This window comes from Mesorhizobium sp. M1A.F.Ca.ET.072.01.1.1 (assembly GCF_004023325.1).
In the GTDB taxonomy this organism is placed as follows: Bacteria; Pseudomonadota; Alphaproteobacteria; order Rhizobiales; family Rhizobiaceae; genus Mesorhizobium.
In genome coordinates this window covers 1-16343 of the sequence record NZ_RZSF01000139.1, presented here as the reverse complement: position 1 = coordinate 16343, position 16343 = coordinate 1, and the positions used below count along the sequence as shown (strand labels likewise).

Below are 16343 nucleotides of genomic sequence, written 5' to 3'. Positions count from 1 at the left end.
CCGCTGAACCCATCGCCGAATCTCCTTCGGCATCAGGGAATCACGGTCCACCTGCGACACAAAATCACGAAAGAGTCAGCGCCCGAGACCGTTGGTATAACGCTTGGCCATTCTCCAATTGCGACATTTGTCGCGACGGCATCTCAATGAAAGGTTACAAATGCACGATTCCCATCCCAGCCGAACTTTCCAGCCCGCTCAGTTGCAGGGGAAAGCTATCGCCCGACGTCGACGTGAGAGCGAACGCTTGGCGGTGCTGGAACAGTTCGTTCAAGAAAGAAAGCGTGCTGCTGACCTAAGAAACTGGATCGATACGTATGCTGTCAATGCAGCGCAGGACAGTGAAACCGAGCTGACGCGCATGTGTGAGTGGGGCAAGAGCTAGACTACGAGAATACGATCTACTGCTTTCTCCGGCGCGGCTCTCAACAATGCTGCGTGATCGCCAACTGTTCCCAGCAGTCGATCCTCTCGTCGATACTGCTGGCGAGCCTGCACCCGAAGAAACCTTCAGCAGCCGTCCAGGGCCGAAAACTCATCCGCGACGGCCGAATATCCTCTAGTAAAACTGCTTTCCCGAGCGGCAGCTCTGTTAGACCACGTCCGAGGATCAGGTCAAAACCCTTTTCCGGATCGCGTATGGGCTTCGGAAAACGCTACTCGGGGTCGGCAACACGAAAAGCGGACGAAGACGGCCCCCCTCATATGATGAGTTGAAGGTCAAGGGGGTTGTGGCGCCATTTTGTAGGCCTTTGTGTTGTCGACGGTATCCAGTTGCGCCCATTGTCAGTACCGGCAGGCCAAGCCTCACCTGTACCACCTCATATCCGGTCGCCGCTCGGGGGCGGCTGCACCACAATCCCGCGTCCGGGGGCTGGGCTCAGGAGAACGGGACCATTCTTTGGAGCGGCGATTGAAGCCATGGGGGGCTTCGGTCCGTTCGCCTGGATCCGTCAGGGCTGCTCAGGCCCCGAGGATTGAGTTGATCAAAAGGCTGCTCAGGCCCTGGCCATGACGGCTCCCTCGATCACGACACCGTTGGTCACATATTTCCACAAGGCGACGAGCAGTTTTCGCGCCAGCGCCACGATCGCGACCTTCTTGCTGCGCCCGCCGCTCATGCTGACCCGTTCATGGAACCAGCGCGTCAGGGCCGAGGCCGGCTGATAGCGCAGCCAGAGCCAGGCCAGTTGGATCATCGTCGTGCGCAGCCTCGGATTGCCTGCCTTCGAGACACCCTGCTCACGATCGATCGAGCCGCTTCGCCATGGCGAGGGTGCGAGCCCTGCTGCAACGTCGAGATGCGCGAAAAGCGCGTAACTCTGGAAGACGGTATTGATCGCATAGGCTGCAATCTGGCGCCGGTTGCCGAACTGACGGAACAGCCCCTCGTGTGCGAGGGTGCTGGCGAACTCCGCGCCGATGCCCTTGATCTCTTCGAGCATCGCTTGCGGGGCGGTCGCCTCCAACTTTGCACTGTGGGCATCACGCTCGGCTTCGACGGCTTTGATCTGCTCGTTCACCAATTCGAGCCGGTCGAGCTCACGGCACAGCTGCGCCTTGAGATGGGCGGGCAGTGGCCGGCCATCCCCCGTGCGCAGGTCATCCAAACGCTCGCGCCGGTCGCGACGCGCAGGCTCATAACCGCGCACACCCACGGTGAAGAGCAGCCCCTTGATCCGGTTGACGTGTCTCTTACGCTCCTCAACCAGTGCCTTGCGCTCGCGGCCGATCAGGCGGCGATCTTCATCCTCAATCGCCGGCACACGGACCATCGCGCAGACCCGAGGCTCACCCCGCATCCACGCCATCAGCGTGCGAACCAGTGTCTCCCCATCGATGCTGTCGGTCTTCGCCCGGCGATGCCGGGGCGACACCGCGATCGAGGCGGCATCCACGACGTGGCTGGTGATCCAGCATTCCGCCTCGAGCGCGCGGTGAAGCCAGAAACCATCGAGCCCCGCCTCTTGGATGACAACCACGGGATAGAGCCTGCCCTCCCGCGCCCGCGCTTTCTCACGCAAGAGGCTCAGGCATGTCAGCAATGCCGGCAGATCGCCGCCGGCTACCGAGTGACGCGACATCTTCTCGCTGACGGGCGATAGCGACGTCACCAGCCACGTCGACTTCGACAGTTCCAACGAGACGAATATTGCGCCAAGATCAACCCGGATAGCGGCTCGGGGCGAGTTTGGTTCTGCTGTCATGGCAAATCCCTTCAGAGTGGTTGGTAGCAAACCGACTCTGATCTCCCTCAGGCCGCTGTCCACCACTCATCATGGGATCTCTTTTGGCCAAATCTCTGGAATTAGTCCACTGCTTTCCGACTGCCCAGCACCCATGTTGGTTCATCTCTCAAGCTATCCGAACAGATCCATTGAGACACTCACCGTGCGCAGCACTTCACGCAGATGCGCCGTCATGCGGACGCCGGCGTAGCGCGGCGATTAGGGAGACCGGTCGGCGGCGATTATGATGGCCGGTGGAAGGCGGCGCCGAGTGGTGTGATTGGGGTATCACCGGGGTGGGTTATCTGGCAACTGCCCAGGAGGCGCCCGCGGATCTGCAGCGGGTAATTGCCGGCAGCGGCAATTACGATGACCGATTGGGCAGGTCGCCTGGTTCGTCGTTGACGTTTTGCGTGCCTGCGCCGCGGTCGACGGCGGCTCGCTTACGATAGCTCTCACCGTTCATCTGGTGCGCGCCTGCAGCGAAAAGCTGGGCGCACCGCGGTCTCGGCCGCCGCGGCTCCTTCATTCCGCAGGTGCTATGGCATCCAATTCACCACGCCCGGCGCCGGTGACTCGGCCGTGCCGCTGATCAAGGAAGCGATCGCCAACGGCGAACTATTCCGGGCGCACGCCTTCGAATACGCCTGCGCCAGGAACGACATCGAGCACCGCACGACCAAAGCCAGGCATCCGTGGACCACTGATGTGATCGACAAGAGCCTTTTCGATAAATCTGCGCTATTCTCCTGTCGCGCACGCTACAACTACGGCCGCAGGCTCAAGACCCTCAAGGGCCTCACACCCTACGAGTTCATCTGCAAGGCGTGGGCCACTCAACCCGAACGCTTCAACCTAAATCCGCTCCAGCAAATGCCGGGACTTCTCTATTCGGCTTGTTGAAGTCAAACACTTTCAAGCTTCCTCTGCCACGGGCATTTGATGTCTTTCGCGAGGCCTTGCTTCTCTTCGGGATCGGCACGTTGGCCCTCCCAGCATGGGATCAGTTGGAATGAAGGGGGCAATCTAAACAGCGTTCTCACCATGTTGCCGCGGTGGAAACGAGTCCCGGCACGTCCTCTCTTCATCCTCCGTCCCGCGAAGGACACTCATCCGCCCTGGCGGATCTCGTTATCGGGCCTTCCCCCTTTCGTAGCTGGACCCGGCTATATCACCGCTGCGGCTCCCTCTCGCGCCCAACGGAACTCACTGCCGTCAGACCACATTCTGTGCATGATGACAGCCAATCTGCGAGCAAGGGCAACAGTCGCTCTTTGTCGGCCCCGGCGCTTGGCGACGTTCATCGCCCAAGCCTTCAACCATGACCACTTTTTCACCACCGTCAGCAAGACTTGCGCGGCTTCATAAAGCAGCGTCCGCATCATGGCGTCGCCGCACAGGGAAACACGTCCGACGCGATTGTCCTCACCTGATTGATGCAAACGCGGCGTCAACCCGAGAGTTGGCCCTACGGCCTTCGAATTCTTGAAGCGAGCAGGAATGTCGACCGTGGCGTTGAAGGCCAGCGCAACGACAGGGCCGACACCTGGCACGGTCATCAACCGCCTGCAAACCGTGTCGCCCTTCACGATCGACAGCAGTCTTTCGTGCAGCACCGTGAACTGCTCGCGAAGTTTCTGCCGGGCAGCGAGCAACGCTTCCATGATGTCGCGCAGTTCCGGAATGTCGCCGGAAAGGTCCCGGATGCGATCCGCGAATTTGCCGGCGCCGACAACGCCAACCTTGAGACCGAAGTTACGCAACAAGCCTCGAATGTCGTTCTCAATTGCGATGGCCTTTTCCTGCAGCAGTTTGCGGGCTGTCAACAGCGCCCGGTGTTTCTGACTCATCAGCGTCTTGACGTGTACCGGCCGGAACAAATTAACCCGCATCATCTGCGCGATGCCGCGTGCATCATTGCGGTCGGTCTTATTGACCTGTGCCTTGAGAAACGCCTTCGCATGACGGGTTTCGATGCAGATTGCAGGTAATCCAGCTTCCGCCAGACCACTGAACAACCATTGTGACAAGGGGCCAGCTTCAAGCCCGATCCGAGCCAGATTCCAGGCGGGGTTCTTCAATGCCTCAGCAAGATCGTCCGGATGGCTCGCAACCTTCATCTCTCGGCAAATTCGGCCCCCTTCATCCACGATGCAAACGGAGGTCTCTTTCACGGAGACGTCCAGTCCGGCATAATGCTTCATGCTGCGCTTCCTTTCCTGATGCTTGTGGCTGTTACGCAGACCACGTCTTATCATCAGCTCGAAGCGCAGCACCTCAAACAACCGTTCAAGACGTGGGGCAAAGCCGAATACCCCATCTAAACATCTAGGATCGCATACGATCACCGGTCGGATCATATATTGGGCGAAGGTGAGCGCTGGCCACGCAACGTGTGCCCGCAACGTCTATTTCAAAACGTGCACTAATTACCTCTTCAGCTCGCTCGTCAGCCGCGCAATGGACGTAACCTAGCCCAATGGCAGATCCAACGTAATGCCCATAAGCCCCGGACGATACTTCTCCTGCGGGTTCGCCGTCACGAAAAATAGGCTCATGACCATACAGCAACGGCGCGGGATCAAGCAGTTTGAATTGCATCAGGCGGCGTGTAAGACCCTGATCTTTCCGCGAAAGTACAGCGTCTCGTCCAACAAAATCACCGAACCGCGATTTTGCTTTTTCGGTCCTAACTGCGAATCCAAGGCCCGCTTCAAGAATGTGGTCGTCACCTGTGATGTCGTGGCCGATCTCCCTGAAGGCCTTTTCGATGCGCAAACTGTCGAGAGCTCGAAATCCACAGGGCCGGAGACCCAACGGCTGACCGGCGCTCATGAGAACGCTATAGACGTGGCGTGCCTGATCCGTCGGGACGTAAAGTTCCCACCCCAACTCACCAACGTAGCTGATGCGGTGGGCGCGCACAACAACCATGCCAAACTCGATCTCCTGTGCGGTTCCGAACGGAAAGCTGCTGTTAGACAAGTCTGCGTTTGTACACTTAGAGAGGACCTCCCGCGCTTTCGGCCCCATTACCGCGAATACAGCTTCGCCTGACGTAACATCTATCGACCAACAACTGGCCTCGACAGGCGTGTTTCGCTGCAGCCAGTTGAGCTCTCTGCGTACGGTGCTAGTTGGGGTGATAATAACGAATTCGGTTTCGGCAAGTCGCGTTACGGTAACATCTGCTTCGATCCCCCCCCGAGCATTCAGCCACTGAGTGTAGACGATTTTCCCGGCGGGCACGTCCATATCATTGGCGCAAATCTTCTGTAGAACGCCCAAGGCATCTTTGCCAAATACGCGGATTTTTCCAAAGGACGTCAAATCGAAGACGCCGCAATCTTCTCGGATACGCCTATGCTCCGCGGCTGCCAGATCAAACCACGCCTGGCGTTCCCACGAGAGTTCCGTAATGGGCATTTCAAAATGTGACCCCTCGGCAGGTGCGAACCAGTTGGCAACTTCCCAACCTGCCAGCTCACCGAAGCACGCACCTGCTACACCGAGCTCATTAAATATGGGCGATTGGCGAAGCGGACGCGCCGAAGCATAGTCTCGGTAAGGAAATGAGTTTGCGAACTGCAAACCAAGGATTTCTGGCACTCGATGACGTAAATAGGTCCTATTGGATTGAAAAGTCTGAAAGCGGCGGATGTCCATGTCGCGAACATCAGTTGTAGGCTCACCCGAGTCGATCCATTCGGCAAGTGCCTTACCGGCGCCCCCAGAAGTAACAATGCCAGCTGAATTGAAGCCGCATAGGCACCAAAACCCAGCGACATTCGGAGCTTCGCCCATAATCAATTGGCCATCCGGCGTAAAGCTCTCTGGCCCATTAAAGAAAGTTCGTATGCCGGCGCTTTTTAGCATCGGCAGTCGGCTTACAGCGGCTGTCAGGATAGGTTCGAAATGATCAATGTCCTCAGGCAGTTGATCAAAGCAAAAATCTTCTGGGATACCGCCAATTCCCCATGCTTTTCCTTTAGTCTCGAAGGCACCAAGCAGAAGTTTGCCGGCATCTTCCTTATAATATGCGTACTCGTCTTGGACACGCAGAACCGGAAGATCGCGTTTTAAACCAGGGATCGGTTCCGTAACGACATAAAAGTGCTCGCACGCGTGGAGGGGAACCTTAACCCCAGCCATCGCGCCAATTTCGGACCCCCACATTCCCCCACAATTCACCACAACGTCGGCATCGATGTTTCCACCCGTAGTTTCCGCGCCACGAATTCGACCGTTCTTTACAACCAATTTTGTAGCTTTGACACCCTCGACAATCCGAACACCTTGCTGTCGGGCACCCTTTGCCAACGCCAGAGCTACGTTAGTCGGATCTGCTTGCCCGTCACGCGGAACGAACATCCCTAGGCGGACATCTGAGGTCTCAAGCCCAGGGTAACGATCGGAGCACTCTTCCGGTGACAAGAGGTGCGCTTCCATTCCGTTCCGGTTGATTGGGGGACACAAACGTCGCAGTTCGAGCTCTCGCTCCGCGGATGTTGCTATGAACAAAGATCCATTACGCTTGATGCCCGTGGAAATACCCGTTTCGGGTTCAAGACGCTCATAGAGATCAGCAGAGTACATGAGCAGCTTCTGCCAGTCCGGATCAACGCGGCCGAGGCTAAGGAGTCCTGCGGCATGCCATGTAGTTCCGCAGGTGAGCTTCTCGCGCTCAATGAGAACGATGTCGCGCCAGCCTAGTTTGGCGAGATGGTAGGCAACAGAGCACCCGGCTACGCCTCCGCCAACGATTAGACACGAAGCATGGGAGGGGACCGACTGGGAGGTCGACTGGCCCTTTAGTTGCTTTTCTTCCACTGTGACCTACCTTCGCTTCACGCCGCTTTTTTCGGAACGACCTGTCAGTTAACTGGGATTTGGCTGGCAGCCGTTATTGCTGCCGAGAAGAACTGTGCTTTCAAAAATTTTACCGACGTTTCGAGGAGAAGTGTTTCTGAAGATTACCTTGGAGGCAAAAAAGCTTTCTGCAGATTGTCCCGTTTGGCAGCTGGAAACGATCGACACCGACCGCCCGATTGCCGAATGGGCCGCGCGCGTCCTAGTGGCGGAAGTTTCTCGCGCCCCGTGCGGCCAGCCAGCACGGATTGGTAGGACACTGATCTTCCTGCTTTTGATCGCGGCGCGATGCGTCCGCGAATGATGCAAGGTATGTTACAAGCCGATTTCAGACCGCAGACTTTTCAAGGCAGACTGCTGGGCTCGACCCAACCACTTCCGAACCTTCGAAGTGCTGTAATCTCTCCGCAATTTTTGCTACACCTGAACTGGCATAGGACGATGCGTCGTTGCTAGATGGACGAGCCTGTCCAACGGGCAATGGCGGAAGCCGGAGCGGCATGCGGCATCACGTTTGGGGTCGCTTCAAGAAGAGATGACACATGATTAAGCTCGACCGCATCGACTATCGTATCCTTGAGGCGCTCCAGGATGACGGCCGTCTTCCCGTGAAGCGGCTCGCCGACATTGTCGGCATTTCCGTTTCGCCTTGCTGGCAACGAGTTAAGAAGCTTGAGAAAGCGGGAATAATACGCCGCTATACGGCAGAAATAGCAATTGAAAAACTGCAGGCTATTCAGATCGTTTTGGCCCACGTGGTAATGGCCAGGCAAAACCGTGAGACTTACGCGAAGTTTGAGCGCCAAGTGCGAGACATTCCAGAAGTGGTCGAATGTTATGAGGTAACCGGATCTATTGATTATCATCTTAAGTTTATTGTGAAAAACATGGAAAGATACAATGAAGTAGTGGAAACGTTTCTTGGCGCCGCGTTTGGTGTAGAAAAGTACTTTACCTATGTCGTAACCCGGACGGCGAAGGACGAACAGAATGTCCGCGTGAGCAGTGAGCTAATCTCGCGGACGGCATCCGGCTGAGAACCGGGACGGAGGCCCTTCATAACTGTCGGGAGAGATCGAGATGGCAATGGCGCACGAAACTGTTTTCGGAAAATCAGGATTCAATCCTGGCGCTGCTACCTCTGTCGTGGACCATCCGCCCGGGGACGGACAATCGCATACGGTGTCCGGCGGTCCTCCGGGTCGAGAAACACCACCGTCATGCGCGTAATGTGACATTGGCTTTTCCAGGCGGTCAACGCGTCGGAGATGGGACTGAGGCTGCGGGAAATGGAATAAGCAACCCGCCGAGCGATCCACTGTGATGCTTCGGCAACGACAGTCTGAGGGTCTGAGGCATTGTGCCGTCGTGCGAAAAAACAATCGTCAAGTTAGACGAGCGACACATGTAGGGCCGCGGAGCGCGCCACAGCGTCATTTGGCTCCAACTGAGACCGCAAGACTGCTTTGATGTATCATCCCATTTTCAGACGAAAATGGCACAAAGCGCCGATCATTGACACCATTAGCGCCGAAAAAAGAAACTCGTTGGATGTTCGCGCTTGCGGGGCGCACCTGTCGGGCGCTCGATGGCAAGCCTTTGACGTGGCGGAAGCTCGCCGGCATGCAATTCGCGAAGCCGCTGGTCCAGTTCCTTGTCCACTGATGTCAGGCGATGATTAAGGCGAAGATAGTCCATCCAGGTTGGTGTGCGAAACGTCTCCGTCCAATTCAATGGCTCCTGAAGGTCGCGCTGGAGATTCCAGTGGCGGGCACCGGCGCGGCTCTGCACCCGACGTCGCTCCCGCATCTGGTCGAGAAATTCTTCGAGGTTGTTTTCCGGTACAGCATATTCGATCTTGATCACGATCGGACCGCTTCTCGACTTCAGATCTAGGGCGAGTTGCGGGGTTTCGAAATCGAGTGAATCCTGATCCAACTCCTTCCATTGACGTATTGGCAGCAGGAGCCCGGTGGCGGCCACCAGCATCAGAGCCCCAGCGGAGCTTTCCAGCGCCAAGATGAGGGAATAGTTCTCAGCGACCACGCCCCACAGCCAGCTTCCGGCCGCAACGCCACCGGACGCAAGCGCGGAGTAGATCGAAAGCGTACGCCCGACCACCCACCGGGGGCTCGACAGCTGCACGCTGACGTCGAGCCCCGTCCAGGTGACAACCCAGCCTGCCCCGCCAAGTGTCAGGGCAATCGTCGCCACGACGATCGATGGTGTGAAAGCAAGAGCCAGGCAGCAGGCCGCGCAGGAGATGCACGCCAGTGTGATAAGCCGCTCCTGCGACAGCGCTCGTCTCAGAGCGTTGTTGGAAATACCGGCGCACAAGGCACCGGCGCCAAATCCGGCCATCAGGACACCGTACGCGATTGGTCCTCCCCCGAGTTGATCGCGGGCGACAAGAGGCAGCAGCGCAAGGATGGAAATGCTTGTCAGTCCGAAAAGAGTGCCGCGTGCGATTGCCGCCTTGATCTCTCCCGACAGTGCCGTGAAGCGTGCGCCGTCATGGATGGCCGTCGTCAATGACTCGCGCGGAAGGGGCGAAGAACGACCGCTCCATTTGCGGAGAGCTATGACCCATAGCATCGCGAAATATGTCAGCGTCGCGAGGGCAAATGCAGTCAGCGGTCCGAAAAAGGCGACAATGATGCCGCCGACCGCCGGCCCGATGCTCAGCATTGCATTGTAGCCACCCAAGATTAGTGTGACGGCAGCGGGAACCTCGCGCTTTCGAAGAATGTCGCCGACCGACGCGTGCCAGGCCGGATCGTTGAAGGCGGCACCGCATCCGGCAAGACAGCTGCATGCAAGGGCCATCCATGGATTGTTAATTCCGAGCCCCACAAGGACGGTCAGCATGATCGATGACAATGCTATCACGCACCAGCCGATCGCCATGACGTGACGACGGCTGAAATTGTCGGCAATAGCGCCGGCAAAGATCGACAACAGGAAGACCGGCAGCGTCGTGGAAGCCTGCACGAGCGCTACCATCACGTCTGACCTCGAGATGGTTGCCATAAGCCAGCTGACCGCCACGGTCTGAAAAAGCCAACCCAGGCTAGACACCTGCGCGGCGAGCCAAACTGCACGAAACGTCGCGTTCTTAAGTGGAGCGAACGTCGCGGACGAAACTGCATCTGCGTCAGCGCTCACCACCGTGCCCATCGGCCTAACCTTTCAAGATTTGGTAGACGTCAGCCCGAAATTCCCTGCCGCAATTGCCCATGCAGCAGGGGCAGGATCAAAGCATTATTGATGCATCGGACCAATTCTCCTGATGAATATCGCTCTTACTTTACCATTTTATGGGGAGCCCGAGCTGCTTCGCCCGCAGGCCGCTATTCCACTCGTCAATATTATCTATACGGGCGCGCACCAACGGTGAGTTTCATTTATACGCCGTTGATTTGCGTGTTCTCGCCGCTCTCTTGAGAGCACCGTTGATGAAGTCTCTTGTCGTCACCCCGCGCTTCAATCTCGCCACGACTACCTCGTCACCCCTTGGAGCGGCGTGCTACTTAGAAGGCATGTTCAGCGGATCGTAGCCTCCGTGGTGGGTGGACGATCTCTTGCTGGCAATGGACGGTCGCTTGACCCTTGCCGGCCAGACGGATCGACAATCTTGTTGGGCCGGTACCGCTTTGATCACTTGGTCAACTCCGCCAGAATGAGACGCAGCGTTGTCGGATCGACGCGCCCGTTGATCCGCGCGCCGGACTGAAAGGCCACAACGATCTTGCCGGCCGGGTCCGGACCTCGGCGACAGGCGCGTTCGACCTCGGAGCAAACCCTGACGTCGATGCTCGCGACAGTCGCCATCGCCCGATTTGGAGCCAACGCACCTTCTCGACGCAACTCCACAGCCTCCGTTTGCCTCGAGCGCCCGGGCATCGCCGCACGATCCTCGGTCCCGCTGAGCTCGGCGACCAAATCGCTCCATGAAGGATCCGATGTCACGGCGCGAAAGCACCATTTCATTGGCTCATTGCAAGGTGCATTGGCGCATCGCTTAGTCAGAAAAATGGATCTGGAAATCAATAGGCCATGCTCATCCTGCCGACACCCCGGGGCGGCTGCCGCCGAGACTTGCTCGACGGCAGCCTGATTGCCTTGGGAGGCGAAGGGGCAAGGGCAAAGGCGACTGTGTGAACGATGATCACCCTGGCGGCGGTACGTGCGCCCTCTGAACGTGCGCCGGCTGACATCAGCTTCTAGATTTGAACGACCTAAGCAGCGCTGCGCAGTGCGTTAACACGATGCAATCAGCTCCACTCGCGTCTATGGCCTTGCCTGCGTCGACAGCACCCTCGCCGATCACGACTAATCAGTGGCCAACCAAGACTCATTAACGGGCCAACTCACTCTCACCTGATCGCCTACGGTCCATGGTCGAGACTCGCTGGGCCGGTGGGGGGCCGCAACTGTGAAGGTCGTACCGTCCTCAACGCGCACGTGGTAAGAGCGATACATCCCCTTGAATAGTACCTCGGTCACGCTCCCCAGCAGACCCGTACCCGCGGCGGGCTCAAGTTGGCAACATTCAGGTCGGATGACGAGATACGCTCGTTCACCCTGAGGGAGGTCAGGAACATCCGGTAGTGGGCCTCGCATGCCGTGCGCGGTGGAGTATTCGCGTGTTCCATGCGCAACAGTTACTGGGAGGCAGTTTGACGCGCCGATAAAGTCGGCTACGTAGCGAGTTGTTGGGCGGTCGTAAATGTCCTCCGGGGATCCCAATTGGCATACACGTCCACCTCGCATCACCGCGATCCGATCGGACATGGTCAAGGCTTCCTCTTGATCGTGGGTTACGTAGACAAATGTCATACCGAGCCGCTCCTGGAGCGCCTTAAGCTCTATCTGCATAGTCTTGCGGAGTTGCAGATCGAGTGCCCCGAGCGGCTCGTCGAGCAGCAGGATGCGCGGACGCTTCACAACGGCTCGCGCTAGCGCAACGCGCTGTTGCTGACCGCCCGAGAGCTCGTTCGGGCGTCGCGATGCAAATTCCTCCAGCCGTACCAGCGAGAGGGCCTCGTTTACCCGTTCAAGCCGCTCTTTCTTGGGCACCCCGTCCTCTCGCAGTCCGAAGGCAACGTTCTCTGCAACGTCGAGATGCGCGAAAAGCGCGTAACTCTGGAAGACGGTATTGATCGGTCGCTTTTCGGGTGGTTGGTCGGTGATGTCGCGCCCCTCAAGGAGGATTCGCCCGCTCCGCGGTCGTTCGAAGCCAGCGATGAGGCGCAGCGTCGTTGTCTTTCCGCACCCGCTGGGACCCAGTATTGAGAAGAACTCCCCCTGCGCGAGCGACAGGTCGACTGCGTCGATCGCGTGCGCAGAGCCAAACGACTTAGACAGGCTGCGGAGTTCGAGGAAGTCCTGCCTGGAAACAGCAGGAGCTTGGACGACGGCGCCGGCGTTTATGCGCGAGATCACTGTACTCATGACCTGGCCCCCTGATCGCGACCCATACTCCGGTGCTTCCGCGCGGAGCGCAGCCAATAGTAGGAAGATAGGCCAAGCAGGATGACCAGCGTCGAAAGCGCAATCATGAATGTCGCAATCGCGTTCACCTCAGGAGTGATTTTCGTGCGCATCAACGAGAAGAGCACGAGCGGTAGCGTGTTAAGGTCAGAGGAAAGGAAGAGAGACGTAATGACGTTGTCCATGGAAAACGCGAACACCAGCAGGCTAGCGGTCAGAATCGCGGGCATTGCCTCCGGAAGAGTCACCCGAATGAGGGCACGCGCGGCGGTTGCGCCCAAGTCACGGGCAGCCTCCTCGATATATGGGTCGCGGCGTGCCAACCGAGCGCTCACGATCATGATCACATAAGCAGTGTAGAGGCTGGCGTGTCCAATGACGACGGTGCCAAACCCGCGTGGCCAGTTCACGGCCTGGAACGTCACAAGCAAGCCAACTACGAGAACGAGTTCTGGCATAAGCAGTCGCGAGTAAGTCGAGGCGTTGGTGACGGCGCGGACGGTCCAACCCGCACGCCGGAGCCCAATCGCGGCTAGTGTTCCGGTTGCGGTCGAGATCGCTGTAGTGGCTGTCGCGATGAGGAGGCTGTTGCGGATCGCCTCGAGGACCACGTCGTCCTCAAACATTTGCTTGAACCAGCGAGTTGTCAACCCTCCCCACTCTGCCATGTTGGCGTCGCCATTAACGGAGTTCGCAATGACAAGAACAATGGGAACGAACAGGAACATGTAGACTAGGATCACGAAGCTGTAGAGTGGTACCTGTCGCAGCGCACGGGTCACAACGGCATCCTCTCAAGCTCGATGCGCCCGGCGACCCTAATGCAGAGTCCAATCGCAGCTAAGAGTAGGCCTACCAGGATGACCGAGAGCGCTGCGCCGTAGGGCCATTCGAAGCTGCGACCGAACTGGTTGGCGATAACGTTGCCGTACATAAGCGTCTTGCCGCCACCGAGAATGGTGGGAATGACGTACTCACCGGTGGCGGGTGCTCCAACTACGATGATTCCCGCGATCATCCCCGGTAAGCCTTGAGGGAAAACGACCCTGCGGAAAGTGGATATGCTGCTTGCGCCTAGGTCACGCGCTGCTTCAAGCACATGAGGATGTATACGATCCAGAACTACGAAGAGGGTCAGAACCATTAGCGGGAGATAGTTATAAACGATGCCTATGATAATAGCAGAAGGGCTGAAAAGTAGGTCTAAAGGTCTATCCAGCACTCCAAGTGAGATTAGGGCATCATTTAGAATCCCGTTAGTATCGAGAATGCCAACCCAAGCATAAGTTCGAATAACGAATGAGGTGAGGAAGGGGATTATTACCATCGTAACAAGGTACGGCTTGAACCGGCCCGCTCGAAAAGCGAGAAAATATGCTAGCGGATATGCCATCAACAGGCAAATAAACGTTGCAGCCCCGGAGATCCAGAGAGACCGAACCAGGGCCTGCAAAATGATGGAGTCGTTAAACCGCTCGTAACTTTCCAAAGTCCAGCCAAAGGATATCTTGGCAGTCAATGTATCCTGCGTAGCGAACGAATACAGGATCATCAGCGCGCTAGGTACGAGGAAGAACAACAGTACCCAGACCAGATTTGGCAAGGAAACCAAGCCGCGCGACAAGCCGGAGAGTTGCGGCCGCTTCATCGAAAATCCAGACCGAACTGAGCGTGGCAGCAAGTTTTGCCAACGCGCCGAAGACGGTGTTTCCCTGCCAACAGGAGCATCAGCATACTCGTTGGGCGTTGTTCGGTCTGGACGTTTTCCCATTCGCGGAATCCTCGTTCGATGTCAGGCGGCTTGAATACGCAGCCATTCGCGATCCCAGATCCGTTGACCCTCCCCCAGTGGTTTCGGATACTGCACCCGCTTGAGCACTTCCTTGGACGGATTGAGTATTTCCGAATTCGCCATCCGCTTGTCAATGAACGGCTTGCTAGCCTCCATGCAGGCCGCGGTCCCCAGCGTGTTGACGAAGTTTGCATATTGGCGCGGCTGAAAGAAGAAGTCGAAGAACTTCCAGACAACTGGCAGCCGCTCGGACGTGTTGACGGGAGCCCAGACATCGAGATAGCCGTATATGCCATCCTCGGGCGCGACCCAAACGATGTTCTCATTCTCCTGTTGGGCCAAATAAATATCATAGTCCCAGCTCATCGCGATCGCCACTGAATCGTCGACCAACCCCTTCGAAATGTCCGTGTCTACGAACCGCTTCAAATAGGGCTTAATCTCGATGATCTTGTCGGCGGCGCGCCTCACAGTGCTACCGTCCGTCGACGAGATCGAGTCGCCGTTGACGATGAGCCCTGTCCCGATGACAAATTGCGGCTGGTTGAGGAATGTGATCTTGCCCTTATATTTTTCTGCCACCTTCCAGACATCGGCCCACGATTTCAAATCCTCTTTGACGATGTCGCGGCGGTAGCCGAATCCCGTTTTGCCGTAGTCAGTCGTGACGCAGCGGGGCTGCGATGCCGCCGCATAGCCGACTTTAAAGGCCTCGTCGATGTTGGCGTAGTTCGGCACTGCGCCCAGATCAACTGGAGCCGACACGCCCAAGTCGATGAGGCGCTGAACGTCGTTCTCGACGAGCAACATTATGTCCACCGCCGCGGGATCCGTCGCGAGCTTTGCGATCCGGTCCTCCTCGCCAGGGATTGACGCCAATCGGACGTCCGCGTCAGGATATGCCTTCCGAAAGTCGGGAATGTTGTCCTTTCCAATCCAGTCGGGCCAACCGCCTAACGTGATGGTGCCGCTGGTCAGTTGCTTGACCGCCTGGCCGCTGGCCCATGCCGATCCCAATCCTCCCAGCGACAGTGCAACGAGCCCGCCAGCCATCGAGTGGAATCGTCGCCGGTTGATCACGTTACGTTGTGCATTGGCTACTCTCAGTTCCCACAGCTCTTTTTCGCTCTTTTTCATCGCTCCTACCTCACTCCCATCAGGTTAGGTTTAAGTCTGTATTCTCATCGCCTTCGGAAAAGGGTCGCCAGTAGCGCATTACCTCGTCGCATTGAAGGCATTGCTTAGAGCTTTGCTTGAGAAATTATCATTTATCTGCATTACAGCTCTGGTCGCGATGCGTTACTGTCGATACCGGTACTTAGGCAGGAAAGGCCAGCGCGTTCCTTGTGCCCCTCTCAAAAACCTCGCCGTGTTGTGCTAGGCGGGCAAGACATGTCCATAGTGTCTTCGCGCATGACCATCGCTGATGTAACCCTCTCTAACATCGACCCTAACAGCCTCCGCTTCCCGCTCCGATGCCGGTCCATATCCTCCACCACCCCCACATTGGATTTCGAAAATCGCGTCCTTTGGAACCTCTACGCGCGTCGCCTTTCCAATCTCCTTAGTTCGTCCGTCTGGTAGGCGAAGCACTGCGCGGTTTGGCCGCCCTGTGTCTCCGCCTGCGAGACCCCAAGGCGGGTTCTTCGTCCGCTCGATCACGCTCGTAACCCACGAGTCCTCAAGTGCTCGAAAGCTGATGTCAAGGCCAAGACCGCCGCGATAGCGACCAGCGCCACCGGAATCCTGTGCTAGTTCAACCTTCTCAAAAAGCCAGGGATTTCTCGCTTCCCAGACCTCAGCAGAAGGAAAGCGTGTCGAAGTCTCGGAAATGTGCATCAAACTACTTGCGCCGTCTCCGGCGGCATGAGCTCCCTGTCCAACTGGGCATATAAAGGCGTCTGCCCATGGTTCACGGGTACCTGACCGAAGCCCCCAGGGTACCACGGTAAGAATACAGC

Annotated in this window: 11 protein-coding genes and 1 pseudogene; 3 read left to right on the top strand and 9 right to left on the bottom strand. The window is 57.5% G+C overall.

Going from position 1 to position 16343, the window contains the following annotated elements:
- Nucleotides 1-998 precede the first annotated feature (998 nt).
- Nucleotides 999-2207, bottom strand: a complete 1209-nt coding sequence (locus EOA32_RS19475) for an IS110 family transposase (RefSeq protein WP_128372609.1) — start codon at nucleotides 2205-2207, stop codon at nucleotides 999-1001.
- A gap of 783 nt (nucleotides 2208-2990) precedes the next feature.
- On the opposite strand from EOA32_RS19475, the pseudogene EOA32_RS39925 reads away from it, so the two are divergent.
- A pseudogene (locus EOA32_RS39925) lies at nucleotides 2991-3092 on the top strand (IS481 family transposase); the annotation flags it as partial.
- Nucleotides 3093-3394: 302 nt separating this feature from the next.
- On the opposite strand, the gene EOA32_RS19465 reads toward EOA32_RS39925, so the two are convergent.
- Both EOA32_RS19465 and EOA32_RS19460 read right to left on the bottom strand, forming a co-directional pair.
- Nucleotides 3395-4432, bottom strand: a complete 1038-nt coding sequence (locus EOA32_RS19465; RefSeq protein WP_128372607.1) for an IS110 family transposase — start codon at nucleotides 4430-4432, stop codon at nucleotides 3395-3397.
- 124 nt (nucleotides 4433-4556) lie between these two features.
- A complete protein-coding gene (locus tag EOA32_RS19460; RefSeq protein ID WP_128372606.1) occupies nucleotides 4557-7058 on the bottom strand; it encodes an FAD-dependent oxidoreductase in 2502 nt (833 codons plus the stop codon).
- A gap of 94 nt (nucleotides 7059-7152) precedes the next feature.
- On the opposite strand from EOA32_RS19460, the gene EOA32_RS19455 reads away from it, so the two are divergent.
- Nucleotides 7153-7401, top strand: coding sequence for a hypothetical protein (locus EOA32_RS19455; RefSeq protein ID WP_128372605.1), 249 nt, complete (start codon nucleotides 7153-7155; stop codon nucleotides 7399-7401).
- 238 nt (nucleotides 7402-7639) lie between these two features.
- Nucleotides 7640-8134: an Lrp/AsnC family transcriptional regulator gene (locus EOA32_RS19450; protein ID WP_128372604.1), complete on the top strand. Its 495-nt coding sequence runs from the start codon at nucleotides 7640-7642 to the stop codon at nucleotides 8132-8134.
- 487 nt (nucleotides 8135-8621) lie between these two features.
- On the opposite strand, the gene EOA32_RS19445 is transcribed toward EOA32_RS19450, so the two are convergent.
- The 6 genes from EOA32_RS19445 to EOA32_RS19420 form a co-directional block, all read right to left on the bottom strand.
- Entirely contained in the window at nucleotides 8622-10274 is a 1653-nt protein-coding gene (locus EOA32_RS19445) for an MFS transporter (protein WP_128372603.1), read from the bottom strand.
- Nucleotides 10275-10754: 480 nt separating this feature from the next.
- Nucleotides 10755-11039, bottom strand: a complete 285-nt coding sequence (locus tag EOA32_RS19440; protein ID WP_245499325.1) for a hypothetical protein — start codon at nucleotides 11037-11039, stop codon at nucleotides 10755-10757.
- A 390-nt stretch (nucleotides 11040-11429) separates the two neighbouring features.
- The gene (locus EOA32_RS19435; protein WP_128372601.1) at nucleotides 11430-12551 is read right to left on the bottom strand and encodes an ABC transporter ATP-binding protein; all 1122 of its coding nucleotides are present in this window, start codon (nucleotides 12549-12551) and stop codon (nucleotides 11430-11432) included.
- On the bottom strand, nucleotides 12548-13372 hold the full coding sequence (locus EOA32_RS19430; RefSeq protein WP_128372600.1) for an ABC transporter permease: 825 nt from the start codon (nucleotides 13370-13372) through the stop codon (nucleotides 12548-12550). The genes EOA32_RS19435 and EOA32_RS19430 overlap by 4 nt, the downstream gene beginning before the upstream one ends.
- On the bottom strand, nucleotides 13369-14238 hold the full coding sequence (locus EOA32_RS19425; protein ID WP_189407240.1) for an ABC transporter permease: 870 nt from the start codon (nucleotides 14236-14238) through the stop codon (nucleotides 13369-13371). The genes EOA32_RS19430 and EOA32_RS19425 overlap by 4 nt, the downstream gene beginning before the upstream one ends.
- Before the next feature lie 144 nt (nucleotides 14239-14382).
- Nucleotides 14383-15519 (bottom strand): extracellular solute-binding protein, encoded by a 1137-nt coding sequence (locus EOA32_RS19420; protein ID WP_128372598.1) that lies wholly within the window; start codon nucleotides 15517-15519, stop codon nucleotides 14383-14385.
- Nucleotides 15520-16343 lie beyond the last annotated feature (824 nt).